The sequence below is a fragment of the Marinobacter gudaonensis genome, from assembly GCF_900115175.1.
Classification (GTDB): Bacteria; Pseudomonadota; Gammaproteobacteria; order Pseudomonadales; family Oleiphilaceae; genus Marinobacter; species Marinobacter gudaonensis.
Genome location: NZ_FOYV01000001.1, coordinates 1,088,624 through 1,113,944, shown reverse-complemented (window position 1 = coordinate 1,113,944; position 25,321 = coordinate 1,088,624). Strand labels below are relative to the sequence as shown.

The 25,321-nt window shown below is 60.0% G+C and carries 21 protein-coding genes; 9 read left to right on the top strand and 12 right to left on the bottom strand.

Features of this window, described 5'->3' with window-relative positions; genetic code table 11:
* Nucleotides 1-273: 273 nt before the first annotated feature.
* Nucleotides 274-1,620: a tRNA (N6-isopentenyl adenosine(37)-C2)-methylthiotransferase MiaB gene (miaB, locus tag BM344_RS05050; RefSeq protein WP_091986728.1), complete on the bottom strand. Its 1,347-nt coding sequence runs from the start codon at nucleotides 1,618-1,620 to the stop codon at nucleotides 274-276.
* 194 nt (nucleotides 1,621-1,814) lie between these two features.
* Between miaB and trmH the strand changes: the two genes are divergently transcribed.
* Nucleotides 1,815-2,582: a tRNA (guanosine(18)-2'-O)-methyltransferase TrmH gene (gene trmH / locus BM344_RS05045; RefSeq protein WP_228143553.1), complete on the top strand. Its 768-nt coding sequence runs from the start codon at nucleotides 1,815-1,817 to the stop codon at nucleotides 2,580-2,582.
* Here trmH and BM344_RS05040 read toward each other — a convergent pair.
* The 4 genes from BM344_RS05040 to BM344_RS05025 form a co-directional block, all read right to left on the bottom strand.
* Nucleotides 2,518-3,534, bottom strand: coding sequence for a nucleoid-associated protein (locus BM344_RS05040; protein WP_091986725.1), 1,017 nt, complete (start codon nucleotides 3,532-3,534; stop codon nucleotides 2,518-2,520). The genes trmH and BM344_RS05040 overlap by 65 nt on opposite strands.
* Nucleotides 3,535-3,965: 431 nt before the next feature.
* Nucleotides 3,966-5,624, bottom strand: coding sequence for a sulfate adenylyltransferase subunit CysN (gene cysN, locus BM344_RS05035; RefSeq protein ID WP_091986723.1), 1,659 nt, complete (start codon nucleotides 5,622-5,624; stop codon nucleotides 3,966-3,968).
* A 1-nt stretch (nucleotide 5,625) separates the two neighbouring features.
* Complete coding sequence (cysD, locus tag BM344_RS05030; RefSeq protein WP_091986720.1) at nucleotides 5,626-6,534, bottom strand: sulfate adenylyltransferase subunit CysD; 909 nt, start codon at nucleotides 6,532-6,534, stop codon at nucleotides 5,626-5,628.
* A gap of 166 nt (nucleotides 6,535-6,700) precedes the next feature.
* Nucleotides 6,701-7,111, bottom strand: a complete 411-nt coding sequence (locus BM344_RS05025) for a PilZ domain-containing protein (protein ID WP_091986717.1) — start codon at nucleotides 7,109-7,111, stop codon at nucleotides 6,701-6,703.
* A gap of 310 nt (nucleotides 7,112-7,421) precedes the next feature.
* Here BM344_RS05025 and rimO point away from each other — a divergent pair, with 310 nt between their 5' ends.
* Nucleotides 7,422-8,771, top strand: coding sequence for a 30S ribosomal protein S12 methylthiotransferase RimO (gene rimO, locus BM344_RS05020; protein WP_091986714.1), 1,350 nt, complete (start codon nucleotides 7,422-7,424; stop codon nucleotides 8,769-8,771).
* A gap of 465 nt (nucleotides 8,772-9,236) precedes the next feature.
* Here the strand turns inward: rimO and gatB are convergent, their stop codons facing one another.
* From gatB to gatC, 3 genes are read right to left on the bottom strand one after another with little or no spacing between them, the layout of a single operon-like run.
* The gene (gene gatB, locus BM344_RS05015; protein ID WP_091986711.1) at nucleotides 9,237-10,688 is read right to left on the bottom strand and encodes an Asp-tRNA(Asn)/Glu-tRNA(Gln) amidotransferase subunit GatB; all 1,452 of its coding nucleotides are present in this window, start codon (nucleotides 10,686-10,688) and stop codon (nucleotides 9,237-9,239) included.
* Between the two features lie 21 nt (nucleotides 10,689-10,709).
* Nucleotides 10,710-12,167, bottom strand: a complete 1,458-nt coding sequence (gene gatA / locus BM344_RS05010; RefSeq protein WP_091986709.1) for an Asp-tRNA(Asn)/Glu-tRNA(Gln) amidotransferase subunit GatA — start codon at nucleotides 12,165-12,167, stop codon at nucleotides 10,710-10,712.
* A gap of 51 nt (nucleotides 12,168-12,218) precedes the next feature.
* Nucleotides 12,219-12,506 (bottom strand): Asp-tRNA(Asn)/Glu-tRNA(Gln) amidotransferase subunit GatC, encoded by a 288-nt coding sequence (gene gatC / locus BM344_RS05005; protein ID WP_091986706.1) that lies wholly within the window; start codon nucleotides 12,504-12,506, stop codon nucleotides 12,219-12,221.
* A gap of 372 nt (nucleotides 12,507-12,878) precedes the next feature.
* On the opposite strand from gatC, the gene BM344_RS05000 reads away from it, so the two are divergent.
* Genes BM344_RS05000 through BM344_RS04970 form a run of 7 tightly spaced genes read left to right on the top strand, consistent with a single transcriptional unit; the run spans nucleotide 12,879 to nucleotide 22,078 of the window.
* Complete coding sequence (locus BM344_RS05000; RefSeq protein ID WP_091990808.1) at nucleotides 12,879-13,919, top strand: rod shape-determining protein; 1,041 nt, start codon at nucleotides 12,879-12,881, stop codon at nucleotides 13,917-13,919.
* A 29-nt stretch (nucleotides 13,920-13,948) separates the two neighbouring features.
* Nucleotides 13,949-14,857 (top strand): rod shape-determining protein MreC, encoded by a 909-nt coding sequence (gene mreC, locus BM344_RS04995; RefSeq protein ID WP_091986703.1) that lies wholly within the window; start codon nucleotides 13,949-13,951, stop codon nucleotides 14,855-14,857.
* A complete protein-coding gene (gene mreD / locus BM344_RS04990; protein WP_091986700.1) occupies nucleotides 14,857-15,333 on the top strand; it encodes a rod shape-determining protein MreD in 477 nt (158 codons plus the stop codon). Before mreC ends, mreD begins: the two co-directional genes overlap by 1 nt.
* A 2-nt stretch (nucleotides 15,334-15,335) precedes the next feature.
* Nucleotides 15,336-15,941, top strand: a complete 606-nt coding sequence (locus BM344_RS04985; protein WP_091986698.1) for a Maf family protein — start codon at nucleotides 15,336-15,338, stop codon at nucleotides 15,939-15,941.
* A complete protein-coding gene (gene rng / locus BM344_RS04980) occupies nucleotides 15,938-17,419 on the top strand; it encodes a ribonuclease G (protein WP_091986695.1) in 1,482 nt (493 codons plus the stop codon). The genes BM344_RS04985 and rng overlap by 4 nt, the downstream gene beginning before the upstream one ends.
* A 46-nt stretch (nucleotides 17,420-17,465) precedes the next feature.
* The gene (locus tag BM344_RS04975) at nucleotides 17,466-21,221 is read left to right on the top strand and encodes a YhdP family phospholipid transporter (protein WP_091986692.1); all 3,756 of its coding nucleotides are present in this window, start codon (nucleotides 17,466-17,468) and stop codon (nucleotides 21,219-21,221) included.
* Nucleotides 21,222-21,235: 14 nt separating this feature from the next.
* Nucleotides 21,236-22,078, top strand: a complete 843-nt coding sequence (locus BM344_RS04970) for a carbon-nitrogen hydrolase family protein (RefSeq protein ID WP_091986689.1) — start codon at nucleotides 21,236-21,238, stop codon at nucleotides 22,076-22,078.
* On the opposite strand, the gene yjgA is transcribed toward BM344_RS04970, so the two are convergent.
* The 4 genes from yjgA to rapZ form a co-directional block, all read right to left on the bottom strand.
* Entirely contained in the window at nucleotides 22,071-22,601 is a 531-nt protein-coding gene (yjgA, locus tag BM344_RS04965) for a ribosome biogenesis factor YjgA (protein WP_091986686.1), read from the bottom strand. The two genes, BM344_RS04970 and yjgA, sit on opposite strands and share 8 nt — an antisense overlap.
* Nucleotides 22,602-22,698: 97 nt before the next feature.
* Entirely contained in the window at nucleotides 22,699-24,060 is a 1,362-nt protein-coding gene (gene mgtE, locus BM344_RS04960) for a magnesium transporter (protein ID WP_091986682.1), read from the bottom strand.
* A gap of 93 nt (nucleotides 24,061-24,153) precedes the next feature.
* Complete coding sequence (locus tag BM344_RS04955; RefSeq protein WP_091986679.1) at nucleotides 24,154-24,423, bottom strand: HPr family phosphocarrier protein; 270 nt, start codon at nucleotides 24,421-24,423, stop codon at nucleotides 24,154-24,156.
* A gap of 7 nt (nucleotides 24,424-24,430) precedes the next feature.
* Nucleotides 24,431-25,315, bottom strand: a complete 885-nt coding sequence (gene rapZ, locus BM344_RS04950) for an RNase adapter RapZ (protein ID WP_091986676.1) — start codon at nucleotides 25,313-25,315, stop codon at nucleotides 24,431-24,433.
* Nucleotides 25,316-25,321 lie beyond the last annotated feature (6 nt).

Genomic DNA, 25,321 nt, shown 5'->3' with positions numbered 1-25,321 from the left:
TACTCCCCGGGTTTTTGGTTCCGGGAGTACGAGTTTCTAGATTGGGTTGGGGTGTTTGGCAGGTGGCGCTTCCCAAAAAGCGCCCGCAAGTACGTCCCTGTAGGGCTCGGTCGTGCCATCCCTGGCACTCCACGTTTTTGGGAAGCGCCACCTGCCAAACACCCGTCAGACTATTTGCAGGCCCGAACGTTAAAAAACAAGTAGGTCGGATTAGCCGAAGGCGTAATCCACCACTCGCCGAACTCCAGGCCCAAGACGAATAGGATCCGAACTCTAATACAACTCCGAATTCACAGGCACCCCGCGAAGAGAGTTGGGATAAGCCTCCACAATCTCGACATCAATAAAATGCCCAACCACCTCCGGATTCTCATGCCGGAAGTTCACAATCCGGTTGTTCTCCGTACGCCCCGCATACTCGCCAGGGTCCTTCTTCGATAACCCGGTCACCAGAATCCGCTGGGTGGAACCCACCATCTTGCGGCTGATGTCCATCACATTCTGGTTAAGCCGGTCCTGCAGGATGCTCAGGCGCTGCTTCTTGACCTCCATCGGCGTGTCGTCCGGCAGGTCCGACGCTGGCGTGCCCGGGCGGGCGCTATACACGAAGCTGAAGGACATGTCGAAGCCGATGTCGTTGATCAGCTTCATGGTGTCCTCGAAGTCCTTCTCGGTTTCCCCCGGGAAGCCGATGATGAAGTCCGAGGAGAAGCTGATGTCCGGGCGGATCTTGCGCAGGCGGCGGAGCTTGGACTTGTACTCCAGGGCCGTGTGGCCACGCTTCATGGCGGCCAGGATGCGGTCGGAGCCGCTCTGGACCGGCAGGTGCAGATGGCTGACCAGTTCCGGTACGCGCTCGTAAACGTCGATCAGGGCATCGGAGAACTCCACCGGATGGCTGGTGGTGTAGCGGATGCGATCAATGCCGTCGATGGTAGCGATCAGTTCGATCAGCTCGGCCAGGTCCATGGTGTCGCCGTCGTGGGTTTCGCCCCGGTAGGCGTTCACGTTCTGCCCCAGCAGGTTCACTTCGCGCACGCCCTGGCTGGCCAGATGGGCCACTTCGGCAATCACGTCGTCGGCCGGGCGGCTGACTTCTTCGCCGCGGGTGTAGGGCACCACGCAGAAGGTGCAGTATTTGCTGCAGCCTTCCATGATGGACACAAACGCGGAAGGGCCGTCGGCGCCGGGTTCGGGCAGGTTGTCGAACTTTTCGATCTCCGGGAAGCTGACGTCCACCACGCCCACGCCATTACCCTTGGCGCGGACTTCGGTGATCATGTCCGGCAGGCGGTGCAGCGTTTGTGGGCCGAACACCATGTCCACGTAGGGCGCCCGGTCGATGATGGCCTGGCCTTCCTGGGAGGCCACGCAGCCACCAACGCCGATGATCAGGTCGGGCTTTTTGCTCTTGAGTCCTTTCCAGCGGCCAAGCTGGTGGAAGACCTTCTCCTGGGCTTTTTCCCGGATGGAGCAGGTGTTCAGCAGCAAGATGTCGGCGTCATCGGGCGAGTCGGTCATTTCAACGCGCTCGCCGGTCTTGAGCAGGTCTGCCATGCGGGCGGAGTCGTACTCGTTCATCTGACAGCCGTGTGTTTTGATGTACAGCTTCTTGGCCATGGGTCTCACGTGGTCTGGTGCGTAACGGGTGGATGGTGCGCCGGGTATCGGGTGCTTCTAGCTTAGGCGCCAGCAAAAAGGAACTGCGTATTATAACGGGGTGCTCATTCTTCAACCACCTCTGTCTCGGGTTGTTGCTAGCTTCGTTGTGATACTATTTCGTGCCTTATGCAAACTCGTACTCTGACAGACCAATGACTCCCGAACGTCTCGCCCGAATCAAGCAAACCCTCGACACACGGCAACCGGACCTGAGTGTCCTCACCGACCAGGTTCACAAACCTCGAAATCTGTCCGCCATCATCCGCTCCTGCGATGCCTTTGGTCTGGCCAACATGCATGTGGTGTGGCCCCGGGAAGGGTTCCGGGCCTTTCGCAAGACGGCTGGCGGCAGCTTTAACTGGGTGACCACTCACACCCACCGGAGCATGGATGACGCGGTAGCCGCGCTTAAGGGGCAGGGGCACAAGCTTTATGCCGCCCAGCTTTCCGACCGGGCCATAGATTTCCGGGAGGCGGATTACACGGTGCCGTGCACGGTGATCATGGGTAACGAGGTGGATGGCGTCAGCGCCGATGCGGCGGCCCAGGCCGACGAGCACATCGTCATTCCGATGATGGGCATGGTGGAGTCGCTGAACGTGTCATCCGCCTGCGCGATCATCCTGTCGGAGGCCCAGAGGCAGCGTAAGCTGGCGGGTCTGTTTGACCAGCGGCGGTTGCCGGATGACGAATACAACCGGCTGCTGTTTCGCTGGTGCCAGCCAACCGTCAAGCGCTACTGCGACGACCGCAATCTGCCTTACCCGCCGATTGATCCGGAAACCGGGGAACTGATCGACGGGGTGGGCTGGATGCAGGAGGTGCGCAAGCTGCGTGCCAACCGGCGCAAGAGCCTCACTCCTCCCGAGCTTCGAGATACCGCTGAAGCTGCTCCCGCAGGGCCTTCGGAAGCCGGGTGATGGTCAGCGCGTCTTTGTCCCGGTCGTAGTACACCGCCTGGTTCACCAGGTCCGATGAAAAGGACACGCTCATGCCGCCGCCGGAACCGGCGATGCGCACCAGTTTCTTCACCTTCCGGTGGTCCGGGTGCAGCACGCCGCTTTCCGGCAGTTCTGCGGTTTTCGAGGCGAATTCCTTGAACCGCTGCGGCTCGTTCTCATCCAGATAGCCGGACAGCGCCTCGATTTCCACCGGCTCGCCCAGGGCGTGCTGCTCCTTGCAGAATTCGTAGGCCTTGTTGCGTACTTCGCCGGCTTTCTCCGGCTCGGAAGATTTGGCGAAGGCTTCCACGGCGTCCAGGAAGGTGAGGGTTTCTTTCTCCACGTCCACCTGATTGGTAAATCCGCAAAGGCGGATGAACAATTCGCCCGGCTCGCCGGTGCCGCGACCGTGCACCAGGGTGAGGTAGTTCTCCGCCGGGTTGTTGCTGCGCCAGTCGTCCAGTTCGATGCGCACGGCCAGGTTCAGGCGGGAGACGCTCAGTACATCCGTGGCGTCGAGGGACTGTTTGCCATCGAACCGCAGGGCGCTGTCGGTCTCCAGAATGAACAGGTAGACCACCTCGGAGTCTGCCAGGGCGTCGTGCACGATCATCAGGTGGCCGTCGAACTCTTCCTGGCTGCCGGTCAGCAGCTCCTGCCACTGGCCGAACAGGCGATCGGTCATGGCGCCAAAGCTTTGCTTGTCCTCAAGATAGTCCTTGAGCCAGGCGCTGAACGGGCATTCGCCCAGGTCTTCGGAGAACCGGCCGTATTTCTTGCCCGGTTTGCTGTTGAACAGGCGCTTCATCTGCTTGTGCAGGCCCTCATAATCGCCACCGGGCTCCTGCAGGGCCTCGCCGGCAACAAGGCGGGCGGGTTGGCCCGGCTGGTACTGGCTGGCGAAGGCAGTGCGGAGGTGTTTGATGGCCATTTTTGGCTCCTGTTCGTTGTTTCGGTTAACTCAGAGGAGCGGGATTTTGCCATGGATTGGTGTTGGATTCATTCGTAGCCTGCTGGTTCTGGGGGTGGGCCGCAGGGCAGGTGCGTATTTTTCTTACGAAAAAACAACTCGCTGCGCTCAGACATCTTTTTTCTAGAGAAAAATACGCACCTACCCCACGTCCACGGGCATCTCAGCGGTCCGTCTGAAAGCGCACGTTATGTTTTCACGGGTTTTTTACTTTCGCATATCACCGGGCTCTGCCGGTGTCGGGGTGGGGACTCTTTTTCTGCCGGAAAAAGATGTCTGAGTGCAGCGAGTTGTTTTTCCAAAGAAAAAGAGTCCCCACCCCGGCGCCAGCCACCCAAGTAGCTAACCACCGATGCGGGAACTCTTCTAACGTCTCAGCTCGGAGTCAGACTTCAGATCCGCTTGCTGCGAACCAGCTCCTGCACGAGTTTGCTCACGGCCGCCGGAATGTCCTGTTGGCTATCGGCAGTGGCCGAGGCATTGGCGACATCGGAGCCGAGGTTGACGGCAACGGCGACCAGCCCGTGGGAGGTAAGCAGCTGGGCGATGTTGCGACGCTCGTCGGCATCGCCGCTGTTCTCCTCGGTGACCACCACTGAGGTCTTGCCCTGATCGAACAGGGCGCGCTCGACCGCCAGCGCCAGAGCCGGGGCCTGCTTGCCGTTACAGGCGATGATGGCCGGCTTCTGGGCCAGGCGACGCTCGCGTTCCTCGGCGGTGACCGGATCCAGTGATTCGCTGCCGTCGGCCAGGCCGGCGACCATGCCGGCACCGATGGTCACATTGGTCAGCCGGTCGATCACGATGAAGCTGCCGGTAGCGTGGTTGCGCTGGTAGGCGTCAAACGCGATGGGCTGGTTCAGGGTCAGCTCGCAGAGACCAATTTCGTTGAGCTGGAGCTTGCTCGGGTTGGCCTGCTGGTCCAGGGTGTTTACATCGGTCTGGTGGTGGATCTTCTTGACCGTGCCAGAGGTAAATGTGGGTCCCAGCTTGATGTCGTATAGCCGGCCGGTCTCCAGCGGGGCGTCGGTCATCCACACGATGTTGGCGTTGAATCGGTTGGCCACTTCCGGCTCGTCTTCCACCTTGACCAGCATGTCGCCCCGACTGACGTCGATCTCGTCCGTCAGGGTCAGGGTGATGGCCTGGTCAATGTAGGCCTCCTCGAGCTTGCCGTCGTACGTGACGATTTCCTTCACGGTGCTGGTACGCCGGGAGGGCAGGGCCATGACCTTTTCGCCCGGGCGGATCACGCCAGAGGCGATGGTGCCGCAGAAGCCCCGGAAGTTCAGGTTCGGGCGGGTGACGTACTGCACCGGGAAGCGGAAGTGCTCCAGGTTCTTGTCGCGGCCCACTTCAACTGTTTCCAGGATTTCCATCAGCGGCTGGCCGGTGAACCAGGGCGTGTTCTCGCTCTTGTTCACTACGTTGTCGCCCTCCAGGGCCGAGATCGGCACAAAGCGGATATCTTTCAGCCCCAGTTTGGCGGCGAACGCCAGGTAGTCGTCCTTGATTTCGTTGAAGCGCTCTTCGCTGAAATCCACCAGGTCCATCTTGTTCACGGCCACCACGATGTGGCGGATACCCAGCAGGGAGGCGATGTACGAGTGCCGGCGGGTTTGGGTCAGCACACCGTGGCGGGCATCGATCATCAGGATCGCGACCTGCGCAGTGGAGGCGCCGGTGGCCATGTTGCGGGTGTACTGCTCGTGGCCCGGGGTATCGGCGATGATGAATTTCCGCTTGTCCGTGGAGAAGTAGCGGTAGGCCACATCAATGGTGATGCCCTGTTCCCGCTCCGCCTGCAGGCCGTCGACCAGCAGGGCGAGGTCCAGCTTCTCGCCCGTGGTGCCCATCTTCGCACTGTCGGTTTTCAGGCTGGCCATGTGATCTTCGTAGATCATCTTGGTGTCGTGCAGCAGACGGCCAATGAGTGTGCTCTTGCCGTCGTCCACGCTGCCGCAGGTGAGCAGGCGCAGGAGTTCCTTGTTTTCGTGCTGCTTCAGGTAGGCCTGAATATCTTCTGCAATCAGATCAGACTGGTGTGACATCTTAGAAATACCCTTCCCGCTTTTTCTGTTCCATGGAGCCGGCTGAATCGTGGTCGATGACCCGGCCCTGACGCTCGGAGCTCTTGGCCAGCAACATTTCCTGGATAATGTCCGGAAGTGTGGCCGCTTCGGACTCGATGGCGCCGGTCAGCGGGTAGCAGCCCAGGGTACGGAAGCGCACTGATTTCATCATCGGCTTCTCGCCTTCCTTCAGGGGCATGCGATCGTCGTCCACCATAATCAGCGTGCCATCGCGCTCCACCACGGGGCGCTCTGCGGCAAAGTACAGGGGAACAATGTCGATGTTCTCGAGGTAGATGTACTGCCAGATATCCAGCTCGGTCCAGTTGGAGAGCGGGAAGACGCGGATGCTCTCACCCTTGTTGATCTTGCCGTTGTAGATGTTCCAGAGCTCGGGCCGCTGGTTCTTCGGGTCCCAGCGGTGGTGTTCGTCGCGGAACGAGTACACGCGCTCTTTGGCCCGGGACTTCTCTTCATCCCGGCGTGCGCCGCCAAAGGCCGCGTCGAACTTGTATTTGTTCAGGGCCTGCTTGAGCGCCTGGGTTTTCATGACATCGGTGTGCTTGGCGCTGCCGTGGGTGAATGGGCCGATGCCCTGGGCCACGCCTTCCTGATTGGTGTGCACGATCAGATCCAGGCCAAACTTCTCTGCCACATTGTCCCGGAATTTGATCATGTCGCGGAACTTCCAGGTGGTGTCGATGTGCATCAGCGGAAAGGGCGGTTTGCCCGGATAGAAGGCCTTCAGGGCCAGGTGCAGCATTACCGCGGAGTCCTTGCCGATGGAGTAGAGCATCACCGGATTATCGAACTCGGCTGCCACTTCCCGAATGATGTGGATGCTTTCGGCTTCCAGCTGTTTCAGATGTGTGAGGTTGTATGTGGTCATGGTTATCCATTGCCGCCGTGCGGGCCGTTATGGCTATGCGTGTGAATAGCGCAACTATACCAGAGGCGGCAAGGGCATAAGAAGGTGGCCAACTAGACATTGGCGTTATAACAATATAGCGCGCGACAGGCGATTGGCCGCGTAGACAGAAGTTGGATGCGTTGAGTCAGACTGAATTGCGGGAGTCGGCCAGCAGCTTGGAGACGTAGCGATCTACGTAATCGAAACCGTTGCCTTCAAATTCCGCGAACTGGATGCCCACCTGGAATTCGTCCCGGGCAATCCGGCGCATGTGTACGATGTTGCCATCGGCAATAATGGACACAGGCTGCTTGGCCACCACCGGCACCGAAAACCGGGTTTTCACGGCAATCCAGTGGCCGGGGGCTGGTGCCCTCTGTTCGGGAATCAACTGCTTCACGATCTCCTGGCTACAGGAAACCATTACGCCCGTGCGGGAGAGATTGGAAACCGAGCAGGTCAGGCAGCAGCCATCCGGTTTCTCGATGGTAATATCGGTGGCAACGTCCACCCTCTGTTGATTGCGCAGGTTCAGTTTCACGGCGACCGGTCTCATCTTGACTCTTTGAGCGTGTCTGGTTTCGAATGAGGCTGCCTTTCCCATAGTTCTCTTCCAGAAAAACACTTGTACGCACTATAAACGCATGAAAGTGTAGTTGTTTATTTTGTGATCAGCAAGAAGTCTGCCGTTAATTGTGGCAGTTTTATTAAATCTTTCTGAACAGAGTGTCACAAATTTTGATCCCTGTCGGTACAAATCGCGCATCTGGCCTGACTGAGACGTGCTGCAGCCGCATCCGACGTCGTGTAAAATCCCTGCCTTGACACTTTAGTGGGCCCAAAGAGCCCGGGGATACACGCTTCCTATGACAGACAACATCCAAAGCCAGCCGGCCGCATCAGGTAACGGCAAAGTCGGTTTCATCAGCCTGGGATGTCCCAAGGCTCTTGTGGATTCCGAGCGCATTCTCACCCAACTGCGGCTGGACGGTTACGATGTCGTACCCACTTATGACGACGCTGACATCGTGGTGGTGAACACCTGTGGCTTTATTGACGCCGCCAAGCAGGAATCCCTGGACGCCATCGGCGAAGCCATTAACGAGAACGGCAAGGTGATCGTCACCGGTTGCATGGGCGTCGAGGCCGACAAAATCCGCGATACGCATCCCGGCGTTCTGGCCGTTTCCGGCCCCCATGCCTATGAGGAAGTAGTTGGTGCTGTGCACCAGTTCGTCCCTCCGAAGAAACAACACGACCCGTTCACCGATCTGGTTCCACCCCAGGGCATCAAGCTCACGCCGAGGCACTATGCTTACCTGAAGATTTCCGAAGGCTGCAACCACCGCTGTACGTTCTGCATCATCCCCTCCATGCGGGGCGATCTGGTCAGCCGCCCGATCGGAGACGTCATGGATGAGGCCAAGCGCCTGGTGGATGCCGGCGTTAAAGAGCTGCTGGTGATCTCCCAGGACACCTCTGCCTATGGGGTGGATACCAAATACCGCACCGGTTTCTGGCAGGGCCGCCCCCTGAAGACCAAAATGCAGTCCCTGTGCGAGGCCCTGGGTGAGCTGGGCGTGTGGGTGCGCCTGCATTATGTTTACCCTTACCCTCACGTGGATGACATCATTCCGCTGATGGCCGAAGGCAAGATCCTGCCGTACCTGGACATACCGTTCCAGCACGCCAGCCCGAAAGTGCTCAAGGCCATGAAGCGCCCGGCCCATGACAGCAAGACCTTGGAGCGCATCCGCAAGTGGCGGGAAATCTGCCCCGAGTTGACCATCCGCTCCACTTTTATCGTCGGCTTCCCGGGCGAAACCGAAGAAGACTTCCAGTACCTGCTGGACTGGCTGGACGAAGCTCAACTGGACCGCGTTGGCGCGTTCAAATACAGCGCGGTTGAGGGCGCCAAGGCCAACGAACTGGAAGGTGCGGTTCCGGAGGAAGTCAAAGAGGAACGTCTGGCCCGCTTCATGGAAAAGCAGGCTGAGATCTCAGCGGCCCGCCTGCAGGCCAAGATCGGCAAGACCATCGAGGTGCTGATTGATGAGGTCGACGAGGAAGGCGCCATTGGCCGCTCCAAGGCGGACGCGCCTGAGATTGACGGCATGGTTTACCTCAACGACGAAACCGACCTGGTGCCCGGTGAGATAGTTCAGGCTGTTGTTGAGCATGCCGATGAGCACGATCTTTGGGCTCGGCTTCTTTGATGGCTTCCGACTTGGGCACCTAACCTGCTCAATTTGGGGGTAGGTCTTGGCGGGGTGTGCCTCCCAAAAACCGCTACGAGCACATCCATGTGCGCTTGGCGCCGGCCATCCATGGCCGACGACATTTTTGGGAGGCACACCCCGCCAAGCCCTTTCAATCTTCGGTTATAGGAGGCATCAAGTCGGACTATCGAGTTTCACCCGAACATTGCCATTAAGTGCCCAGAATTCACGAGGCTTGGTTTTTCTGATTTGACCTGCGGTAGTCTTTTTTCAGGCGTTAACTGAGAGGTATCGAGCCGTGGGAGGGGGTTGCTCCCAAAAATGTCTGTGGCCATGGATGGCCACAGCCAAGCGCACATGGATGTGCTCGTAGCGTTTTTTGGGAGCAACCCCCTCCCACGGCCTTCAACGCAACGAGAAGGCTGGGGCCGAAACCAGAAGTTCCGACCCCCTGTAGAGGCCTTACTCCCCAAGCTTGCGAACAAGAATCTCGTTGAAGAGCTTCGGGTTGCCCTGGCCCTTGGAGGCCTTCATCAAAGGCCCCATGAACCCACCCAGCATCTTCTTGCGCTTCTTCGGGTCTTCCTCGTTCTGGTACTGAGCCACCTGATCCGGCATGCCCGCCAGAACTTCATCAACCATGGCCTCCAACGCACCGGTGTCGGACACCTGCTTCAGTCCCTTGGCCTCGATGATGGCATCGACGTTGTCGTTTTCGCCGGTCCAGAGCGCCTCGAAAACCTTCTTGGCGCCGGCGGAGGAGATGGTGTTGTCGACGATGCGTACCACCAGATCCCCCAGCTGAGCGCCGGTGATGGGGGAGTCGACGACCGACTTTTCTTCCGCATTCAGGCGGGCAGAGAACTCACCCTGTATCCAGTTGGCCACCAGCTTGGCGTCTTTGCCCTGGTTGGCGGCTTCCTCGAAGAACGCGGCCAGTTTTGAGTCCCCGCTGAGCAGGCCGGCGTCGTAGTCGTTCAGGCCGTACTGGTCCATGAAGCGGGCCTTGCGGGCGTCCGGCAGTTCCGGGAGGCTGTTACGGGCTTCTTCGATGAAGGAATCGTCGATTTCCACCGGCAAAAGGTCCGGGCAGGGGAAGTAGCGGTAGTCGTTGGCTTCTTCCTTGGTTCGCATGGAGCGGGATTCGTCGCGGTCGCCGTTGTACAGGCGGGTTTCCTGGATGATGCGGCCGCCGTCTTCCAGAATGTCCATCTGCCGCTCCACTTCGTGGGCGATGGCCTGCTCCATGAACCGGAACGAGTTCAGGTTCTTGGTTTCGGTGCGCGTGCCCAGCGTGTCAGAGCCCTTCGGCTTCAACGAAATGTTAACGTCGAAACGCATGGAGCCCTGGGACATATCGCCGTCGCAGATGCCCAGCGAGGTCACAATGCTGTGCAGCTTTTTGGCAAAGGCCACTGCTTCCTCGGCGCTGTTCATGTCAGGCTCGGTGACTACCTCAATCAGTGGTGTGCCGGCCCGGTTCAGGTCGACACCGGTCATGCCATGGAAATCCTCGTGCAGGGATTTGCCGGCATCTTCTTCCAGGTGGGCGTGGTGAATGCGCACCCGCTTGCTTTGCCCGTTCGGCAGGTCAATGTCTACGAAGCCCGGGCCAACAATCGGGCGTTCCAGCTGGGTGGTCTGATAGCCCTTGGGCAGGTCCGGGTAGAAGTAGTTCTTGCGCTCGAACACCGAACGGCGTTCGATCTCGGCGTTCACCGCCAGGCCGAACATTACGGCGTAGCGGAAAGCCTGCTCGTTGGGCACGGGCAGGGTGCCGGGCATGGCCAGGTCAACCGCGTTGGCCTGGGTGTTGGGCTCGGCGCCGTAGGCGGTGCTGGAGCCGGAAAAAATCTTGGTCTTGGTGGCGAGCTGAACGTGAATTTCCAGCCCGATCACAATGTCCCACTGCATACTCGTTCTCCTGTCCCGGGCTTATTGCGGTTCGCGCTGGTGCCAGTCGGTCACCTGCTGGAATTGATGGGCGGCGTTGAGCAGGCGGGCCTCGGAGAAATAATCCCCGATGATCTGTAGGCCCACCGGCAGACCGTCCACAAACCCTGCCGGTACAGACATGGCCGGAACGCCCGCCAGGTTAATGGCGATGGTGAACACGTCTTCCAGGTACATGGTTACCGGGTCGCTGGTTTTCTCGCCCTGGATAAAGGCAGGCGAGGGCGTCACCGGGCTCATTAGCACGTCCACTTCCTTGAAGGCATTGATGAAATCCTGCTGGATCAACCGACGAACCTTCTGTGCCTTGAGGTAGTAGGCATCAAAGTAGCCGGCGGACAGGGCATAGGTGCCCACCAGTATCCGACGCTTCACCTCGGCGCCAAAACCCTCGGCCCGGGTGCGGGTGTACAGATCCAACAGATCCTTCGGATCCGCACAGCGATAGCCGTAGCGCACGCCATCGAAACGCGACAGGTTCGCTGAAGCCTCTGCCGGAGCTATGACGTAGTAGGCGGCAATGGCCAACCTGGCGTTGGGCAGGGACACCTCTTTGACGGTGGCGCCCAGCTTCTCGTACTCCTTCACTGCGTTGCGAACCTGCTGCTCCATGGCCGGGCTGAGCTGGTCGCTGAAGTATTCCTTCGGCAGGCCAATCTTCAGACCCTTCAATGGCTCGTTCAGGGTGGCAGTGTAATCCGGCACTTCCCGGTCGATCGAGGTGGAGTCTTTCGGATCGAAACCGGCCATCACGTTCAGCATCAGCGCGTTGTCTTCCGCCGTGCGCGCCATGGTGCCGCCCTGGTCCAGACTGGAGGCGAAGGCAATCATGCCGTACCGCGAAACCCGACCGTAGGTGGGCTTGAGCCCGGTAATGCCACACAGCGCCGCCGGCTGGCGGATAGAGCCGCCGGTATCGGTTGCGGTTGCGGCCGGCACCAGGCGAGCGGCCACGGCTGCGGCGGAACCACCGGAAGAGCCGCCCGGCACGCGCTTTTCAACGGATGACAGCCCCCAGGGATTGGTTACGGCACCGAAGAAGCTGGACTCATTGGAAGAACCCATGGCGAACTCGTCCATGTTGGTCTTGCCCAGACACACCGCCCCGGCGTCGCGGAAATTCGCCGTCACCGTGGCGTCGTAGGGCGGTACGAAATTCTCGAGCATCTTCGAGCCGCAGGTGGTGCGAACGCCATTGGTGCAAAAGATATCCTTGTGCGCGAACGGAATGCCGGTCCAGGGCGTGGCATTGCCCGCTGCCCGCCGCTCATCCGCTGCCCGGGCGTCGGCAAGAGCCTGCTCTTCGGTGACGGTGATAAAACTGTTGTACTTGCTGTCTTCCTGCTTGATGCGCTCAAGGAACTGCTGGGTCAGCTCCACGCTGGACACCTGGCCGCTCTCCAGGTCCCGGGAAAGCTCTGCTACGGATTTGTTATGCATGATGAATCCTGAAATCGCTGTTCGTCAGATCGCTCGCTACCCGCGAAGTGCTCACTCAATAACCCGGGGAACCAGATACAGCCCGTTCTCCGTTGCCGGAGCAATGGCCTGGAACGATTCCCGCTGATCGGTCTCGGTAACCTCATCGGCCCGCAGCCGCTGGACCGCATTCAGCGGATGGGCCATGGGTTCCACCGACTCGGTATCCGCGGCCGCCAACTGGTCTACCAGATCCAGGATATTGCCCAGATCCTTCTCAAGCGCCGAGACCTGCTCCTCGTCCACACGGATGCGGGCGAGCACAGCGACTTTCTCAATGTCCTCACGGGAAATGGTCACGCATTGCCTCCCAGGTATATGAAATCTCGTTAATAAATCTTTAGAAAATGAAGGCCAATATTCGGTACGGGGTCGGTCGGAGATTCCCTTTCAAAACTGTAGAGGGCCAAGGATGGCCCGAAACAAGCGCACAGGGATGTGCTCGTAGCGTGTTTTGAAAGGGAATCTCTGACCGGCCCTTCACCCAAGCCAAAAAATGAAAGCGACATGGTAACAGATTCGAACAATGGCGGGAGGCCCCAAACCACCCGCCAAATGTGTGAACGGTAAGGCGCGGGGCCCGATAGCGCCTTGCCTGTGGGGGTGCTCACTGCTAAAGTTGCCGCATCTTTTCTCTGCGACTGCAACTCTCAGGTTGAAACTACACGAATGTTGATCAAAAGACTCCGAGGCTTATTCTCAAGCGATCTGTCCATCGACCTGGGCACCGCCAACACCCTTATTTACGTTCGCGAACGCGGCATCGTGCTGAATGAGCCTTCGGTTGTGGCCATTCGCACCAACAACTCCCAAAAAATGGTGGCCGCCGTCGGTTCGGAAGCGAAACGCATGCTCGGTCGTACTCCGGGCAATATCACGGCCATCCGCCCCATGAAAGACGGCGTGATCGCGGATTTCGTGGTCACCGAGAAAATGCTCCAGCACTTTATCCATAAAGTGCACGAGAACAGCTTTATTACGCCGAGCCCGCGGGTTCTGGTGTGTGTGCCGAGCAAGTCCACCCAGGTAGAGCGCAAGGCCATTCGTGAATCGGCCCTCGGTGCGGGTGCCCGGGAAGTGTTCCTGATTGAAGAGCCCATGGCGGCAGCCATTGGTGCCGGCCTTCCGGTGGAAGAAGCCAGCGGCTCCATGATTGTGGATATCGGCGGTGGCACCACCGAGATCGCCATTATCTCCCTCAACGGCATTGTTTATGCCGAGTCGGTCCGCGTGGGTGGTGACAAGTTCGACGAAGCGATTGTCACGTATGTGCGTCGCAACTACGGCAGCCTGATCGGTGACTCCACGGCTGAACGTATCAAGCACGAAATCGGCTGTGCCTACGAGGGCCTGGAGATTCGTGAGATCGATGTGCGTGGTCGCAACCTGGCCGAGGGTGTGCCCCGGGCTTTCACCCTCAACAGTGAAGAGATTCTGGACGCGCTTCAGGAATCCCTGGCGCAAATCGTACAGACCGTCAAAAGCGCGCTTGAGCAGTCGCCGCCCGAGCTGGCGTCTGACATTGCCGAGCGCGGCATTGTATTGACCGGTGGCGGCGCACTGTTGCGCGGACTGGACAAACTGATCAGCGAGGAAACTGGCCTGCCGGTGATTATTGCAGAAGACCCGCTGACCTGTGTTGCCCGTGGTGGCGGCAAGGCGCTGGAAGTGATTGATCGGGGTGGCATCGGAATGTTCTCCCAGGAGGGATAATCCTGTGGGGAGGGCTCGCCATTAAAACCATCTTTGTCCAGGGGCCTGTTCCCGGTTTCAGGCTCCTTCTCGTTGTCCTCGTGTCGGCAGCCCTCGTGGTTGCCGATGCGCGTTTCGACAAGCTCTCAACGATTCGCAGCACCATCGCCACCGGACTGGCGCCCATCTACTGGCTGGGCAACGCGCCCTACGAATTCACCGACTGGTTCGCCGGTTTGTTCGAGAACAAGCAGGATCTACAGCAGGAAAACGAAGACCTGCGGGCTCGCCTGCTGATTCTGGAACGTCGCGCCCTGAAATACGCTGCCCTGGCGTCTGAAAACAACGAGCTGCGCCGGCTGATGAACTCCTCTGAAGTGCTGGATGACCGGGTTATTGTCGGTGAAGTGGTGGGTGTGTCCCCCGATCCGTTTTCCCACGAAGTGATTATCAACAAAGGCCGCAGTGACGGCGTGTCGCCCGGGCAGGCCATTCTCGATGCTCATGGCCTTATGGGGCAGGTTGTCCAGAGCAGTCAGATTACCTCCCGCGTGCTTCTGGTCTCTGACAGCAGCCATGCCGTGCCCGTGGAAGTGGTGCGAAACGGTTTGCGGGCCATTCTTCTTGGCACCGGTGACACAGACACCCTGGATCTGGTTCACGTGCCAGACACTGCCGATATTCGCGAGGGCGACCTGCTGGTCAGCTCCGGCCTCGGCGGTCGATTCCCGCGGGGGTACCCGGTCGCGGAAGTGAGCCGGATCACCAAGGAGCCGGGCGAGCCCTTTGTTTCCATCGAAGCCACGCCCAAGGCCCAGCTCAATCAAAGCCGCTTGGTGCTGGTGGTGTTCCCGCCGGAAGGTGCCGCCACAGAGCTGGATTCGGTGGGCGACGACGCCTCTGCCTCCGACGAGGGAGAGCCAACTGCTCAAGAGACCACCGAAGGAGGGCAGGGCTGATGCTGTCGGTCATCAGTTATCCGGTTTTCGTGCTTTCGGTGATTGTAGCGCTGGTGTTCAGTATTTCACTGTTCCCTGTAGGCTGGTTCGAGTTCCGCCCCGAATGGCTTGGGCTGGTGGTGTTCTACTGGACATTCCGGGCACCGGCCCAGTTCGGTATCCTGCTGGCCTGGTGCCTCGGGCTTTTGCTGGATGTGCTTGAGGCAACGCCCCTGGGCGTCAACGCCATGGCCATGGCACTGATCGCTTTTCTGGTGCTGACCATTCACCAGCGTCTACGCATGTACCCCATGCCGCAGCAATGCCTGATGGTTTTCCTCCTGCTCGGCATCAATCAGATGCTGGTGCACTTTGTGAAACAGTTGCTTGGCGCCGAAGACGCGGGCTTCAGCTACCTTTGGCCGGCCCTGACCAGTGCCTTGGTCTGGCCGGTGTTCTGCGTGCTTCTGGACAACATCAACCGCAAACTGGGTTAGTCATGCCTTCGATCATACTGGCCTCGGCCTCACCTCGCCGGGCCGTGCTGCTTGAACAAATCGGCCTGGCATTCTCGGTTCAGCCGGCCGACGTGGACGAAACGCCGACACCCGGAGAGCCGCCCGAGGAGTACGTACAGCGGCTGGCGAGGGACAAAGCACTGGCAGTGTCCGCATCGTCGCCCGATTGTCTGGTGCTGGGCTCCGATACCACGGTGGTGCTGAATGGCCGCATTCTCGGCAAGCCCGCCGATGCGAACGACGCCAGGGCAATGCTTGCCCGGCTCTCTGGCGCCACCCACCAGGTCATGACGGCCGTTGCCCTGGCTCGCAACGGGCGCAGCCAATGCCGTCTGGTTATCACCGAGGTGTGTTTTCGGGAGCTGTCTGCCGCTGAAATTGACGCCTACATCGCCACTGGCGAGCCGATGGACAAGGCCGGCGGTTATGGGATTCAGGGGCTTGGTGGTATTTTTATCAATGAACTCCGGGGTAGCTACAGCTCCGTGGTTGGCCTGCCTCTGCAGGAAACAGCCGCCTTGCTGGAACACGCCGGTTACCCGGTATGGAAAAACTGGCCGAGCAGTCTGGAGAGTCCTGGCTCATGAGTGAAGAGATCCTGATAAACGTCACCCCTGTGGAAACCCGAGTGGCGCTGGTGGAAAACGGTATGCTTCAGGAAGCCTACATTGAGCGTACCAGCCGCAAGGGGATTGTCGGGAATATCTACAAAGGCAAGGTGGTACGTGTGCTTCCCGGGATGGAAGCGGCGTTCGTCGATATTGGTCTGGAGCGGGCGGCGTTCATACACGCCTCCGACGTGGTTCCGAGCCAGTCCAATGGCGATGAGCCTTCCGATGCCCCGAAAACCGTACCCGATATTCGTACCCTGCTGCGCGAGGGTCAGTCCCTGGTCGTTCAGGTTACCAAGGATCCCATCGGCACCAAGGGCGCGCGCCTGACCACCCAGCTGTCGATACCGTCCCGGTACCTGGTCTTCATGCCAGGGGTCAGTCACGTGGGCATTTCCCAGCGTATCGAGGATGAAAACGAGCGGGTCCGACTCAAGACCCTGGTTGAAGAGGCTGCGGCAGAGGATCCCGAGGTTCAGGGCGGTTACATCATCCGCACTGCGGCGGAGGCTGCCTCACCAGAGGACCTCATTGGTGACATGAAGTACCTGCACCGGCTGAGCGTCTCAATCAAGGAACGCATCGCCAGGGTCCAGGCACCCTCGGTGGTGTACCAGGACTTGCCTCTGTTTATCCGCACCATTCGCGACCTGATTCGGCCCCAGACCGAGAAGATCCGGATCGACAGCCGTGAGAGCCACCAGCGGGTGATGGAGTTCGTCCAGGAGTTTGTCACCGAATTCGCCGACAAGGTCGAATACTACCCGGGCGAGCGCCCGATTTTTGATCTGTACTCGGTGGAAGACGAGATCCAGAAAGCCCTGAGTCGCAAGGTACAGCTCAAATCCGGCGGTTATGTCATCATCGACCAGACCGAGGCCATGACCACGATTGATATCAATACCGGCGCATTCGTGGGCCACCGCAATCTTGAGGAAACGATCTTCAAGACCAACCTGGAAGCAGCCAGGGCCATCAGCCGACAGCTTCGTCTGAGAAACCTCGGCGGTATCATCATCATCGACTTCATCGACATGGAAGACTCGGAGCACCAGCGCCAGGTGCACCGCATGCTGGAGAAAATGCTGGAGCGGGATCACGCCAAGACCAAGATTACCGGCGTTTCCGAACTCGGCCTGGTGGAAATGACCCGCAAGCGGACCACTGAGAGCCTGGGTCAGGTACTGTGCGAGCCGTGCCCGGTCTGCGATGGCCGGGGCTTCCTCAAGACCACGGAGACCGTCTGCTACGAGATTTTCCGGGAGATCCTCCGGGTCAACCGCGCCTATGATGCCGAAAGCTACCTGGTAATGGCTTCCCAGAGTGTGGTGGATCGACTGCTGGACGAGGAATCGGACAACGTCGCGGACCTGGAGACTTTTATCAGCAAGACCATTCGGTTCCAGGTTGAGCCATTTTACAGTCAGGAGCAGTACGATGTGGTCCTGCTCTGACTCCGGGGCACCTCACCGGCTGGCCAGGTGAGGTTGAGGCGCATCGATGTCCTCCGCCGATCAACAGCCGTCCTATTCGGATAATCTTCCGGAGAGTCCGCCGGTGCGCCTGTTGGCACGCCTGGCGAGCCTGGTCTGGTGGTTGCTGTTGTTCCTGTTGGTACTGCTTGCCCTCTATGCCGGGCTGGGCCGCCAACTGACCCAGAACATTGACCAGTTCCGGGACGACCTGGCCCTGGAACTCTCCCGCCAGTTGGGCCATGAAGTCAGTATTGGCGCCATTTCCTCCCGCTGGTACTGGCTGGACCCCGCATTCACCGCGACAGATCTGCGTGTCAGTCATCCAGACACCGGCATTCCGGTGGCCAACCTGCAGTATCTGAACATCCGCTTTGATGCGTTGGCCTCGCTCATGCGCATGCGAATTGTCTTCGAGGATTTCGAGGCCGACGGGCTAGAGCTGACGATTAACCAGGAGCGCTCCGGTGAAGTGGCGGTGCGCGGTGCCGAGTTCCCGGAGCCTGTCAGTAATCAGTTGCAGGAGTGGCTGGAGCTGGCCGGCAACTGGCTATCCGACCCCTATGTGAAGATTACCCGCGTCAGCCTTGGCATCCGCGATAACCAGGGCAACCTGCGACACCTGGATATTCCCCAGCTGGACCTGGATTACCGGCGAGGGCTGTTCCACGCGTCCGGTCGGGCCCTGCAATCTGGAACCACGCAGCAGCTCGCCAGCTTTGCTCTGGTGGGGCAGCATTTTTTCAGGGGCGGTTTTACCGGCCAGATCTATCTGGATGTCGCCTCCGGCCGGCTGTTCGATGGCCTCGTCGACGAGTACCAATGGCGGTCCTTGCGGGTGGAGGGGTTTGATCTGGGTGGCGAAGCCTGGCTGACGTTCCGGGGCGGACGGTTGCAGCAGGTGACCGGCTCGGTCCAGACGCCTTATCTTCAGCTGGGCGTGGGTCAGCAGTCCCTGGCCCCGCTGGAGGATATCCGGGCGCAGTTTGGCTGGCGTCGCCATGACAACGCCTTGACCGATCAGGCGCCGGTCGAGGATTCGGGCCTCGTTCCGGGCGAGTGGCATCTCAAGCAATTACAGTGGCGTTGGGACGGTGACGAGGTGACCCCTTTCAGCCTTCGGCTGGCACCCTCCGATGGCGGTATAACCGTCATCGCTGACGCCTTTCCCCTGGCGCCGACCCGCCGTCTGGTGGCCGCCCTGCCGATCCTCCCAGACGCCGCCACCAGGGCGCTCAGAAACTACCGCCCCGGCGGCTTCCTCGACGACCTTGAGCTATACCTGCCCGATCAGGCGCCCGCCAGTTTCCGGCTCTCGGGACATCTGCGGGATGTGCGGGTGAGGGCCTACGGAGGCGCGCCTGGAGTTGACGGGTTACAGGGCGATCTGGCGATGGATCGGGACAGTGGCCGGGTCCGGGTGGCTGCCGGTGCGGAGCCAGTCTCCCTGGTGTTTCCCCAGCTGTTCCAGGGCCCCTGGTCGTTTCAGACCTTCGAGGGCGAGGTCGGCTGGTCGCTGGATGGTGACATTACCCGCGTGTTCTCAGACGGTATCCGCATGCTGTACAACGAGGACACCCGCCTGGATGGTGCGTTCGAACTGAGGATGGACCGCCAGGGTGAGGACAACCTTGGGCTCAGGATCGGAGTAGAGAATGGCCAGGCAGAGATGCTGGCGGACTTTGTACCCAACCGGATAGTCAGTCCCGGACTCTACGATTGGCTGACCACCGCCATTTCAGCGGCGGATATCACCTCAGGCACCTATTACGGTCACGGACAGATCGGGTCAGACGCGCCACCGGGGTCGTTCGTGTCGTCCATGGTGTTCCGGTTTGAACAGGCCTCGGTACGCTACCAGGAGGATTGGCCGGAAGTCACTGGGGCCAGCGGACAGGTCCGAGTCCACAATGGCGACACGCTGGTTGAGCTTGATACGGGGTCCACCGGCGGCCTTACCCTCAAGCCAAGCAAGGTTCGGGTTGTCCCCGAGCGCGGACAGACACGCATCCGGGTTGATGCGTCGGCCTCGGTGCCCGGGGAAGCCGTGGATTTCTGGCTCAGACAGAGCCCGCTGGGCGAGATGGCCGGTACCGAGGTAAGAAAACTCGACTTCGCCGGCCAGTACGCGCTGGATCTGGGCATTGATCTGCCGTTGAATACCGACACGCCTCCTGTGGTGGATGCCCGAATTGCGGCGTCCAGCGGTGCGGTCACCTATGCCTCCGCTGGCCTGTCGTGGAGGAATATCCGTGGCAGGCTCGGCTACCACAGCGAACGTGGTTTTACCGGGGGCCCCCTGAATGCCACTTTCTTCGGAGAACCGGTTGCTATCGCCTTCAGCCGCGCCCGCAGCGGCGATGCCCTGACCATCCGCCAATCGGGTGTTCTGCAGATGCCCGGGGTACTCGAGCGAGCCGGCCTTTCCGGCGATACCGGCTTTGGCCTGAAGGGAACTTTGCCTTACACCGCTGAATTGGAGGTGGGGGTTGAATCCAGTTCGGGGATCCGCGTGCGCTCCAGTCTGGAAGGGCTGGCTGTGGACTGGCCGGAACCCCTGTCTAAACAGCCCGAGGAGGTGGCGCCTTTGCAGGCCACCATCAACCCCACGGCGCAAGGTGGTATCGGCATTACCGGGGATTGGGAAAACCGCATGACGTTTGATCTGCTCCGGACCGATTCCGGATTCGACCTGGGCCTGGATCGCCTGCACCTGGGTGCGGAAATCCTGCGGGACATCGAGATCAATGCTCTTGATCTGGGCGACCGCTGGGTGGTGACCACGCGATCGCCAAGGGCCCGTGGGCGGCTGGTTTTCCCCGACAGCGAAGAGCCTGTGATCGCAGATTTTGAAATGCTGAGGCTGATTCGAGGCAACAACACAGGCCAGGAGCCCCGGGAGGTTCTGACGCTGGAAGAACAGCTGCGAGCTTTCCGCAAGCTGGACATGGGGAACTGGCCAGATATCAACGTTACCATCGCTAATCTGCAAATGGATGAGGAATCCCTGGGGCAGTGGGCCTTCAGCCTTCGCCCCGAGCCCTACCGCCTGAAGGTCAGCGACATCGAGGGTCGTCTCAACTCCCTGACGCTGCTGGGGGATATGACCTGGAGCATCATCGGAGACAGGGAAACCAGCCGCTTCTCCGGATCGATTTCCGGTGGTGCGCTGGCCGATCTGAACGACCTGCTGGACGCCGAGATCCCGGTGAATAACGAGTCCACCACCATAGAGCTGGATCTCGACTGGCCAGGGCGACCCGACCAGATTTCTGTACCGGACCTCAGCGGGTCAGTCAGCCTGCGACTGGACCAGGGGGTTATCCTCGAGAGCAACAACACCGCCCAGCTGTTCCGGGTGTTCAACCTCCTTAACTCGGATACTCTCTGGCGGCGCCTGAAGCTTGATTTCTCGGATCTGTACGAGCGCGGCGTCGCGTTCGACGCGATATCGGGCAAGGCGCAGATCATCAACGGCCTCATGACCATGGATCCGGAACTGCAGGTTGTGGGGCCGTCGGGTGCCTTCAAACTCAGCGGCAGCACAGACATGGCCAGTGAAGAGCTGGATATGCGACTGGTGGTTGTGCTGCCGCTCACCCAGAACTTGCCCTTGGCGGCCCTGCTGATGGGGGCGGGCGCGCCCATTGGCGGTGCCCTGTTTGTACTCGACAAGATTCTGGGCGATCCTCTGAGCAGACTGACCAGCGCAACCTACAGCGTTACGGGTACCTGGGATGCGCCGGAAGTGGACCTGCAGCGGGTATTCGATACCGGTGGCTAATGAAGGAGGCTGTCATGACTGAAACTGTCGCCAATCGGGTTGCGGCCATCCAGATGGTCAGTACCCACGACATCGACGCCAACCTTGATGAAGCCCGACGTCTGCTGGCTGAGGCGGCGGCGCAGGGTGCGTCGGTGGCGGTACTGCCAGAGAATTTCGCGATCCTGGCAACCCGCCAGATGCCGGATTGTGGTCGACGGGAGGCGGGAGCAGACCCACAGATTCGCTCCTTCCTGGCACAGCAGGCGCGCTCACTGGGGCTCTGGATTGTTGGTGGCTCCATGCCATTGGCGCAACGACCTGACGGCTCGGACATTGCAGACAGGGTGCGGGCCACCTGCCTGGTGTTCGACGATCAGGGCAGGGAAGTCGCCCGGTACGACAAGATTCACCTGTTCGATGCCATGGTGGAAGATGCCCATGGCCAGTACCGCGAATCAGATACGTTCGAGCCGGGCGATCAGGTGGTTGCGGTCGATACCCCGGCTGGCAAGCTGGGGCTTGCCATCTGTTACGACCTGCGATTCCCGGAGCTGTTCCGGGCGCTCAGAGCCAAGGAAGTGGACTGGATTTGCCTGCCCAGCGCATTCACCTGGCAGACCGGCGATGCGCACTGGCATCCTTTGATCCGCGCCCGGGCCATCGAAAATCAGGTCTGGGTCGTGGCGCCGGGGCAGGGTGGCCAGAACAGCAGTCGCCGGCGCACCTATGGCCACAGTCTGATCTGTGATCCCTGGGGGCGGGTCATTGCGGAAATTGGTGAAGGACCGGGCGTGGTGTCTGCCGAGCTGGACGTTGCCCAGGTCGAGAATCTGCGCACCCGTATGCCGGTCTGGGAGCATCGGCGACTCAGCTAAGCGCCTCGGCGTCGTCGATACACTCTCGCAGGTATCGGAACAGCTTTCGGGACTGGCCGGTATTCTTCTGCTTTTCCACGTCCTTGCGGGCATTGCGCGCCAGATTACGCAGGTGCTGCATGTCGGCGCTCGGGCAATAGTTGAAAAACTCGCCCACCACCGAGTCGCCATCGGCGATGATCCGGTCACGCCAGCGCTCGGCCAGGTGGTGGCGCCGGGTGTGCTCCTCACTGCCCGCATCAAAGGCGTCGATGGCTGTGGCCAGCGCCTCAGGGTCGTCCTCCTGCCGGATCACCTTGCCAATGTACTGAAGATGCCGACGCTTGGCTTCGTTCTGACGGATGCGTCGGGACTCCTCAATGGCCGCCCGGAGGGTATCGCTGATGGGCAGAGTGGCCAACTGGTCGTTGCTCAGATCCAGCATGCGTTTGCCCAGGTCCTGCAGTGCGTGCATCTCCCGTTTGAGCTGGGATTTGCTGGGGCCGTCGTATTCGGGCGCGTCGTTGTCGTGTTTGTCTGTCATAAGTTCTGCCTGGTTGTCGGGTTACGCTTCGCTAACCCGACCTACAAGAATTCACCCAACCGGATGTCGGATTAGCAAAGCGTAATCCGACATCCGGCTACGCATAGAAAATCGTGGCGAGGCCAAGAAAGGCCATGAAACCGACCACGTCTGTCACGGTGGTGAGAATCACGCTCCCCGCTAGGGCCGGGTCGATGTTCCGTGACTTCAGGAACAGCGGTAGCACGGTACCCACGAGTGCTGCCGCCACGAGATTAATGACCAGGGCGGCGGCGATAATGGCGCCAATCAGCATGTCCTGGAACCAGAGCATGGCGGCCCCTGCGACCACGGCCGCCCAGAGAAACCCATTGAGGATGCCGGACAGAAACTCACGGTTCAGCAGCCAGCCCACATTGGCGCCGCTGATCTGGCCTACGGCCATGCCCCGGATTACCAGGGTGAGGGTCTGGCTGCCGGCAATGCCGCCCATGCTGGCGACAATGGGCATGAGCACGGCGAGCGCGACCACCTTGGCAATGGTTTCTTCGAACAGACCGATCACCGCCGAAGCGGTGAGGGCGGTAATCAGGTTGATACCCAGCCAGACCGCCCGACGCCGGGATGTTTTCCACACCGGTGCAAAGGTGTCCTCATCTTCGTCCAGACCTGCCATGCTCATCAGAGAGTGGTCGGCGTCTTCCCGAATAACGTCCACCACGTCATCGATGGTGATGCGGCCCAGCAGCCGGCCTTCCTCGTTCACCACCGGCGCCGAGATCAGATCGTAGCGTTCAAACAGGGTTGCTACCTTGGTGTCGGACAGGGTTACGGGAATGGGGTCAATGTCGGTATCCATGACCTCCCGCACGGTGGCGGCAGGATTGGAAACCAGCATCTTGGTGATCGGCAGCATGCCGATGAATTCATCCCGCCGGCTCACCACAATCAGGCTGTCGGTCATCGGGGGCAGGGTTCGGTGCCGGCGCAGGTAACGCAGCACCACGTCAATGCTGATGTCCGGGCGCACCGTGATGGTGTCCGTGTTCATCAGACCGCCGGCGGTGTCCTCGGGGTAGGAGAGAACTTCCTCGACCCGCTGGCGATCCTGTTCGTCCATGGTGTCCAGGACTTCCTGAATCACCGTGTCCGGCAGCTGTTGCAGCAAGTCGGCCAGGTCGTCCGACTCGAAGTCCTCGATGATGTCCGCCAGTTCCTGGGCATTCAACTGGCTCAGGAAGTAGCCCCGGATATCGTCGTTCAGGTACTGGAGAACTTCCCCCTCGAGCTGCTTGTCGACCAGGTTCCAGAGCAGGGCCCGCTGCCGGGGCGGCGAGGACTCGAGCAGGTGGGCAATATCGCTGGGGCTCAGGCCGCCATTCAGGATGCGGGCAACCTGCTTCAGCGCACCACTGTCCAGTGCTTCACTCAGGGAGCGAAGGCGCTGGCGGGCCTGGCTTTTTTCCAGAATATCGGTCATGAATCACCCGGCGTCAGAAAACGCCTGCATTATAGCGGAGTTAGGCGCTGTAGGTGAGAATGAGTTGTAGGTGAATGCCGTACGGCATTCGCCTTATTCGCCCTCGCCGAAATAGTCGTTGATCAGGTCGGCCACGGCCTCGACCGCCTGCTCCTCGTCGGAGCCCTCGGCAATGATCTCCACTTCGGTACCCTGACTGGCGGCCAGCATCATCACCTGCATGATGTTCTTGGCATCCACTTCCCGGCCCTTGCCACTGATGCGAACACTGCTTTCGAACCCGGAAGCCGTGGCAACGAGCTTTGCAGTGGCGCGAGCGTGAAGACCAAGTTTGTTGATGATGGTAATGGGGCGACGAATCATGAGTGGATCAGATCTCTTCCCTTGCCTGAAGGTGTGGCAGCTCCGTGTGCCGAACCTGCACATTGCTGTATTTCTGCCGGAAGTAGGCGCCCAACTGTTCGCACATGTAGACCGACCGGTGTTGGCCGCCGGTACAGCCGATGGAGATGGTCATATAGCTACGATTACTGTCGGCGAAGGATGGCAGCCAGTTATCCAGGAACGTCGTCAGGTCTTCGATCATTTTTCGAGTGGACGGCTCCTGTTCAAGGAAATCGATAACCGGCTGGTCGGTGCCCACATATTTGCGCAGACTGGTGTCCCAGTAAGGGTTGGGTAGGCAGCGGACATCAAAAACGTAGTCCGAATCCAGGGGAACACCGTGCTTGAATCCAAAGGACTGGAACAGCAGAGCCAACTCCTGGTCCTTGCGACCCACCACCCGTTGTTTGACCATGTCCCGCAGTTCGTACATGGACATGCCAGTGGTGTTGATATACAGGTCTGACAGCTTGGACAGCGGCTCCAGCAATGTTTTCTCGCTGCTGATTGCCTCCCGCAGCGAGGTTTTGTCGTCGCTCAGCGGATGTTTGCGGCGTGTTGCGTGGAAACGCTGAAGCAGCGACTGTTCGTCGGCGTCCAGGAAAATGATCTCCACAGTAACGCCGGTACCCTGAAGACTGCGGTAGATGTCCTCGAAATTCGCCAGTTCTCCCGACAGGTTGCGGGCGTCGATGCTCACTGCCATCTTGCCCAGCCGGCCCGGACTGGCCTGGCCTGCCGCCTCACGGGTGAGCGGGAACAGAAGGCCAATGGGAAGGTTGTCGATGCAGTAGAAGCCAAGGTCTTCAAGCACATGAAGTGCCGTACTCTTGCCCGAGCCGGATCTGCCACTGACGATGATCAGCTTCATGACCAA

What these genes read in the sequence shown, in the direction of transcription:
- miaB (WP_091986728.1), bottom strand. Translation starts at nt 1,620, where the DNA reads ATGGCCAAGAAGCTGTACATCAAAACACACGGCTGTCAGATGAACGAG.
- trmH (WP_228143553.1), top strand. Translation starts at nt 1,815, where the DNA reads ATGACTCCCGAACGTCTCGCCCGAATCAAGCAAACCCTCGACACACGG.
- BM344_RS05040 (WP_091986725.1), bottom strand. Translation starts at nt 3,534, where the DNA reads ATGGCCATCAAACACCTCCGCACTGCCTTCGCCAGCCAGTACCAGCCG.
- cysN (WP_091986723.1), bottom strand. Translation starts at nt 5,624, where the DNA reads ATGTCACACCAGTCTGATCTGATTGCAGAAGATATTCAGGCCTACCTG.
- cysD (WP_091986720.1), bottom strand. Translation starts at nt 6,534, where the DNA reads ATGACCACATACAACCTCACACATCTGAAACAGCTGGAAGCCGAAAGC.
- BM344_RS05025 (WP_091986717.1), bottom strand. Translation starts at nt 7,111, where the DNA reads ATGAGACCGGTCGCCGTGAAACTGAACCTGCGCAATCAACAGAGGGTG.
- rimO (WP_091986714.1), top strand. Translation starts at nt 7,422, where the DNA reads ATGACAGACAACATCCAAAGCCAGCCGGCCGCATCAGGTAACGGCAAA.
- gatB (WP_091986711.1), bottom strand. Translation starts at nt 10,688, where the DNA reads ATGCAGTGGGACATTGTGATCGGGCTGGAAATTCACGTTCAGCTCGCC.
- gatA (WP_091986709.1), bottom strand. Translation starts at nt 12,167, where the DNA reads ATGCATAACAAATCCGTAGCAGAGCTTTCCCGGGACCTGGAGAGCGGC.
- mreD (WP_091986700.1), top strand. Translation starts at nt 14,857, where the DNA reads ATGCTGTCGGTCATCAGTTATCCGGTTTTCGTGCTTTCGGTGATTGTA.
- BM344_RS04985 (WP_091986698.1), top strand. Translation starts at nt 15,336, where the DNA reads ATGCCTTCGATCATACTGGCCTCGGCCTCACCTCGCCGGGCCGTGCTG.
- rng (WP_091986695.1), top strand. Translation starts at nt 15,938, where the DNA reads ATGAGTGAAGAGATCCTGATAAACGTCACCCCTGTGGAAACCCGAGTG.
- BM344_RS04975 (WP_091986692.1), top strand. Translation starts at nt 17,466, where the DNA reads ATGTCCTCCGCCGATCAACAGCCGTCCTATTCGGATAATCTTCCGGAG.
- BM344_RS04970 (WP_091986689.1), top strand. Translation starts at nt 21,236, where the DNA reads ATGACTGAAACTGTCGCCAATCGGGTTGCGGCCATCCAGATGGTCAGT.
- yjgA (WP_091986686.1), bottom strand. Translation starts at nt 22,601, where the DNA reads ATGACAGACAAACACGACAACGACGCGCCCGAATACGACGGCCCCAGC.
- mgtE (WP_091986682.1), bottom strand. Translation starts at nt 24,060, where the DNA reads ATGACCGATATTCTGGAAAAAAGCCAGGCCCGCCAGCGCCTTCGCTCC.
- BM344_RS04955 (WP_091986679.1), bottom strand. Translation starts at nt 24,423, where the DNA reads ATGATTCGTCGCCCCATTACCATCATCAACAAACTTGGTCTTCACGCT.
- rapZ (WP_091986676.1), bottom strand. Translation starts at nt 25,315, where the DNA reads ATGAAGCTGATCATCGTCAGTGGCAGATCCGGCTCGGGCAAGAGTACG.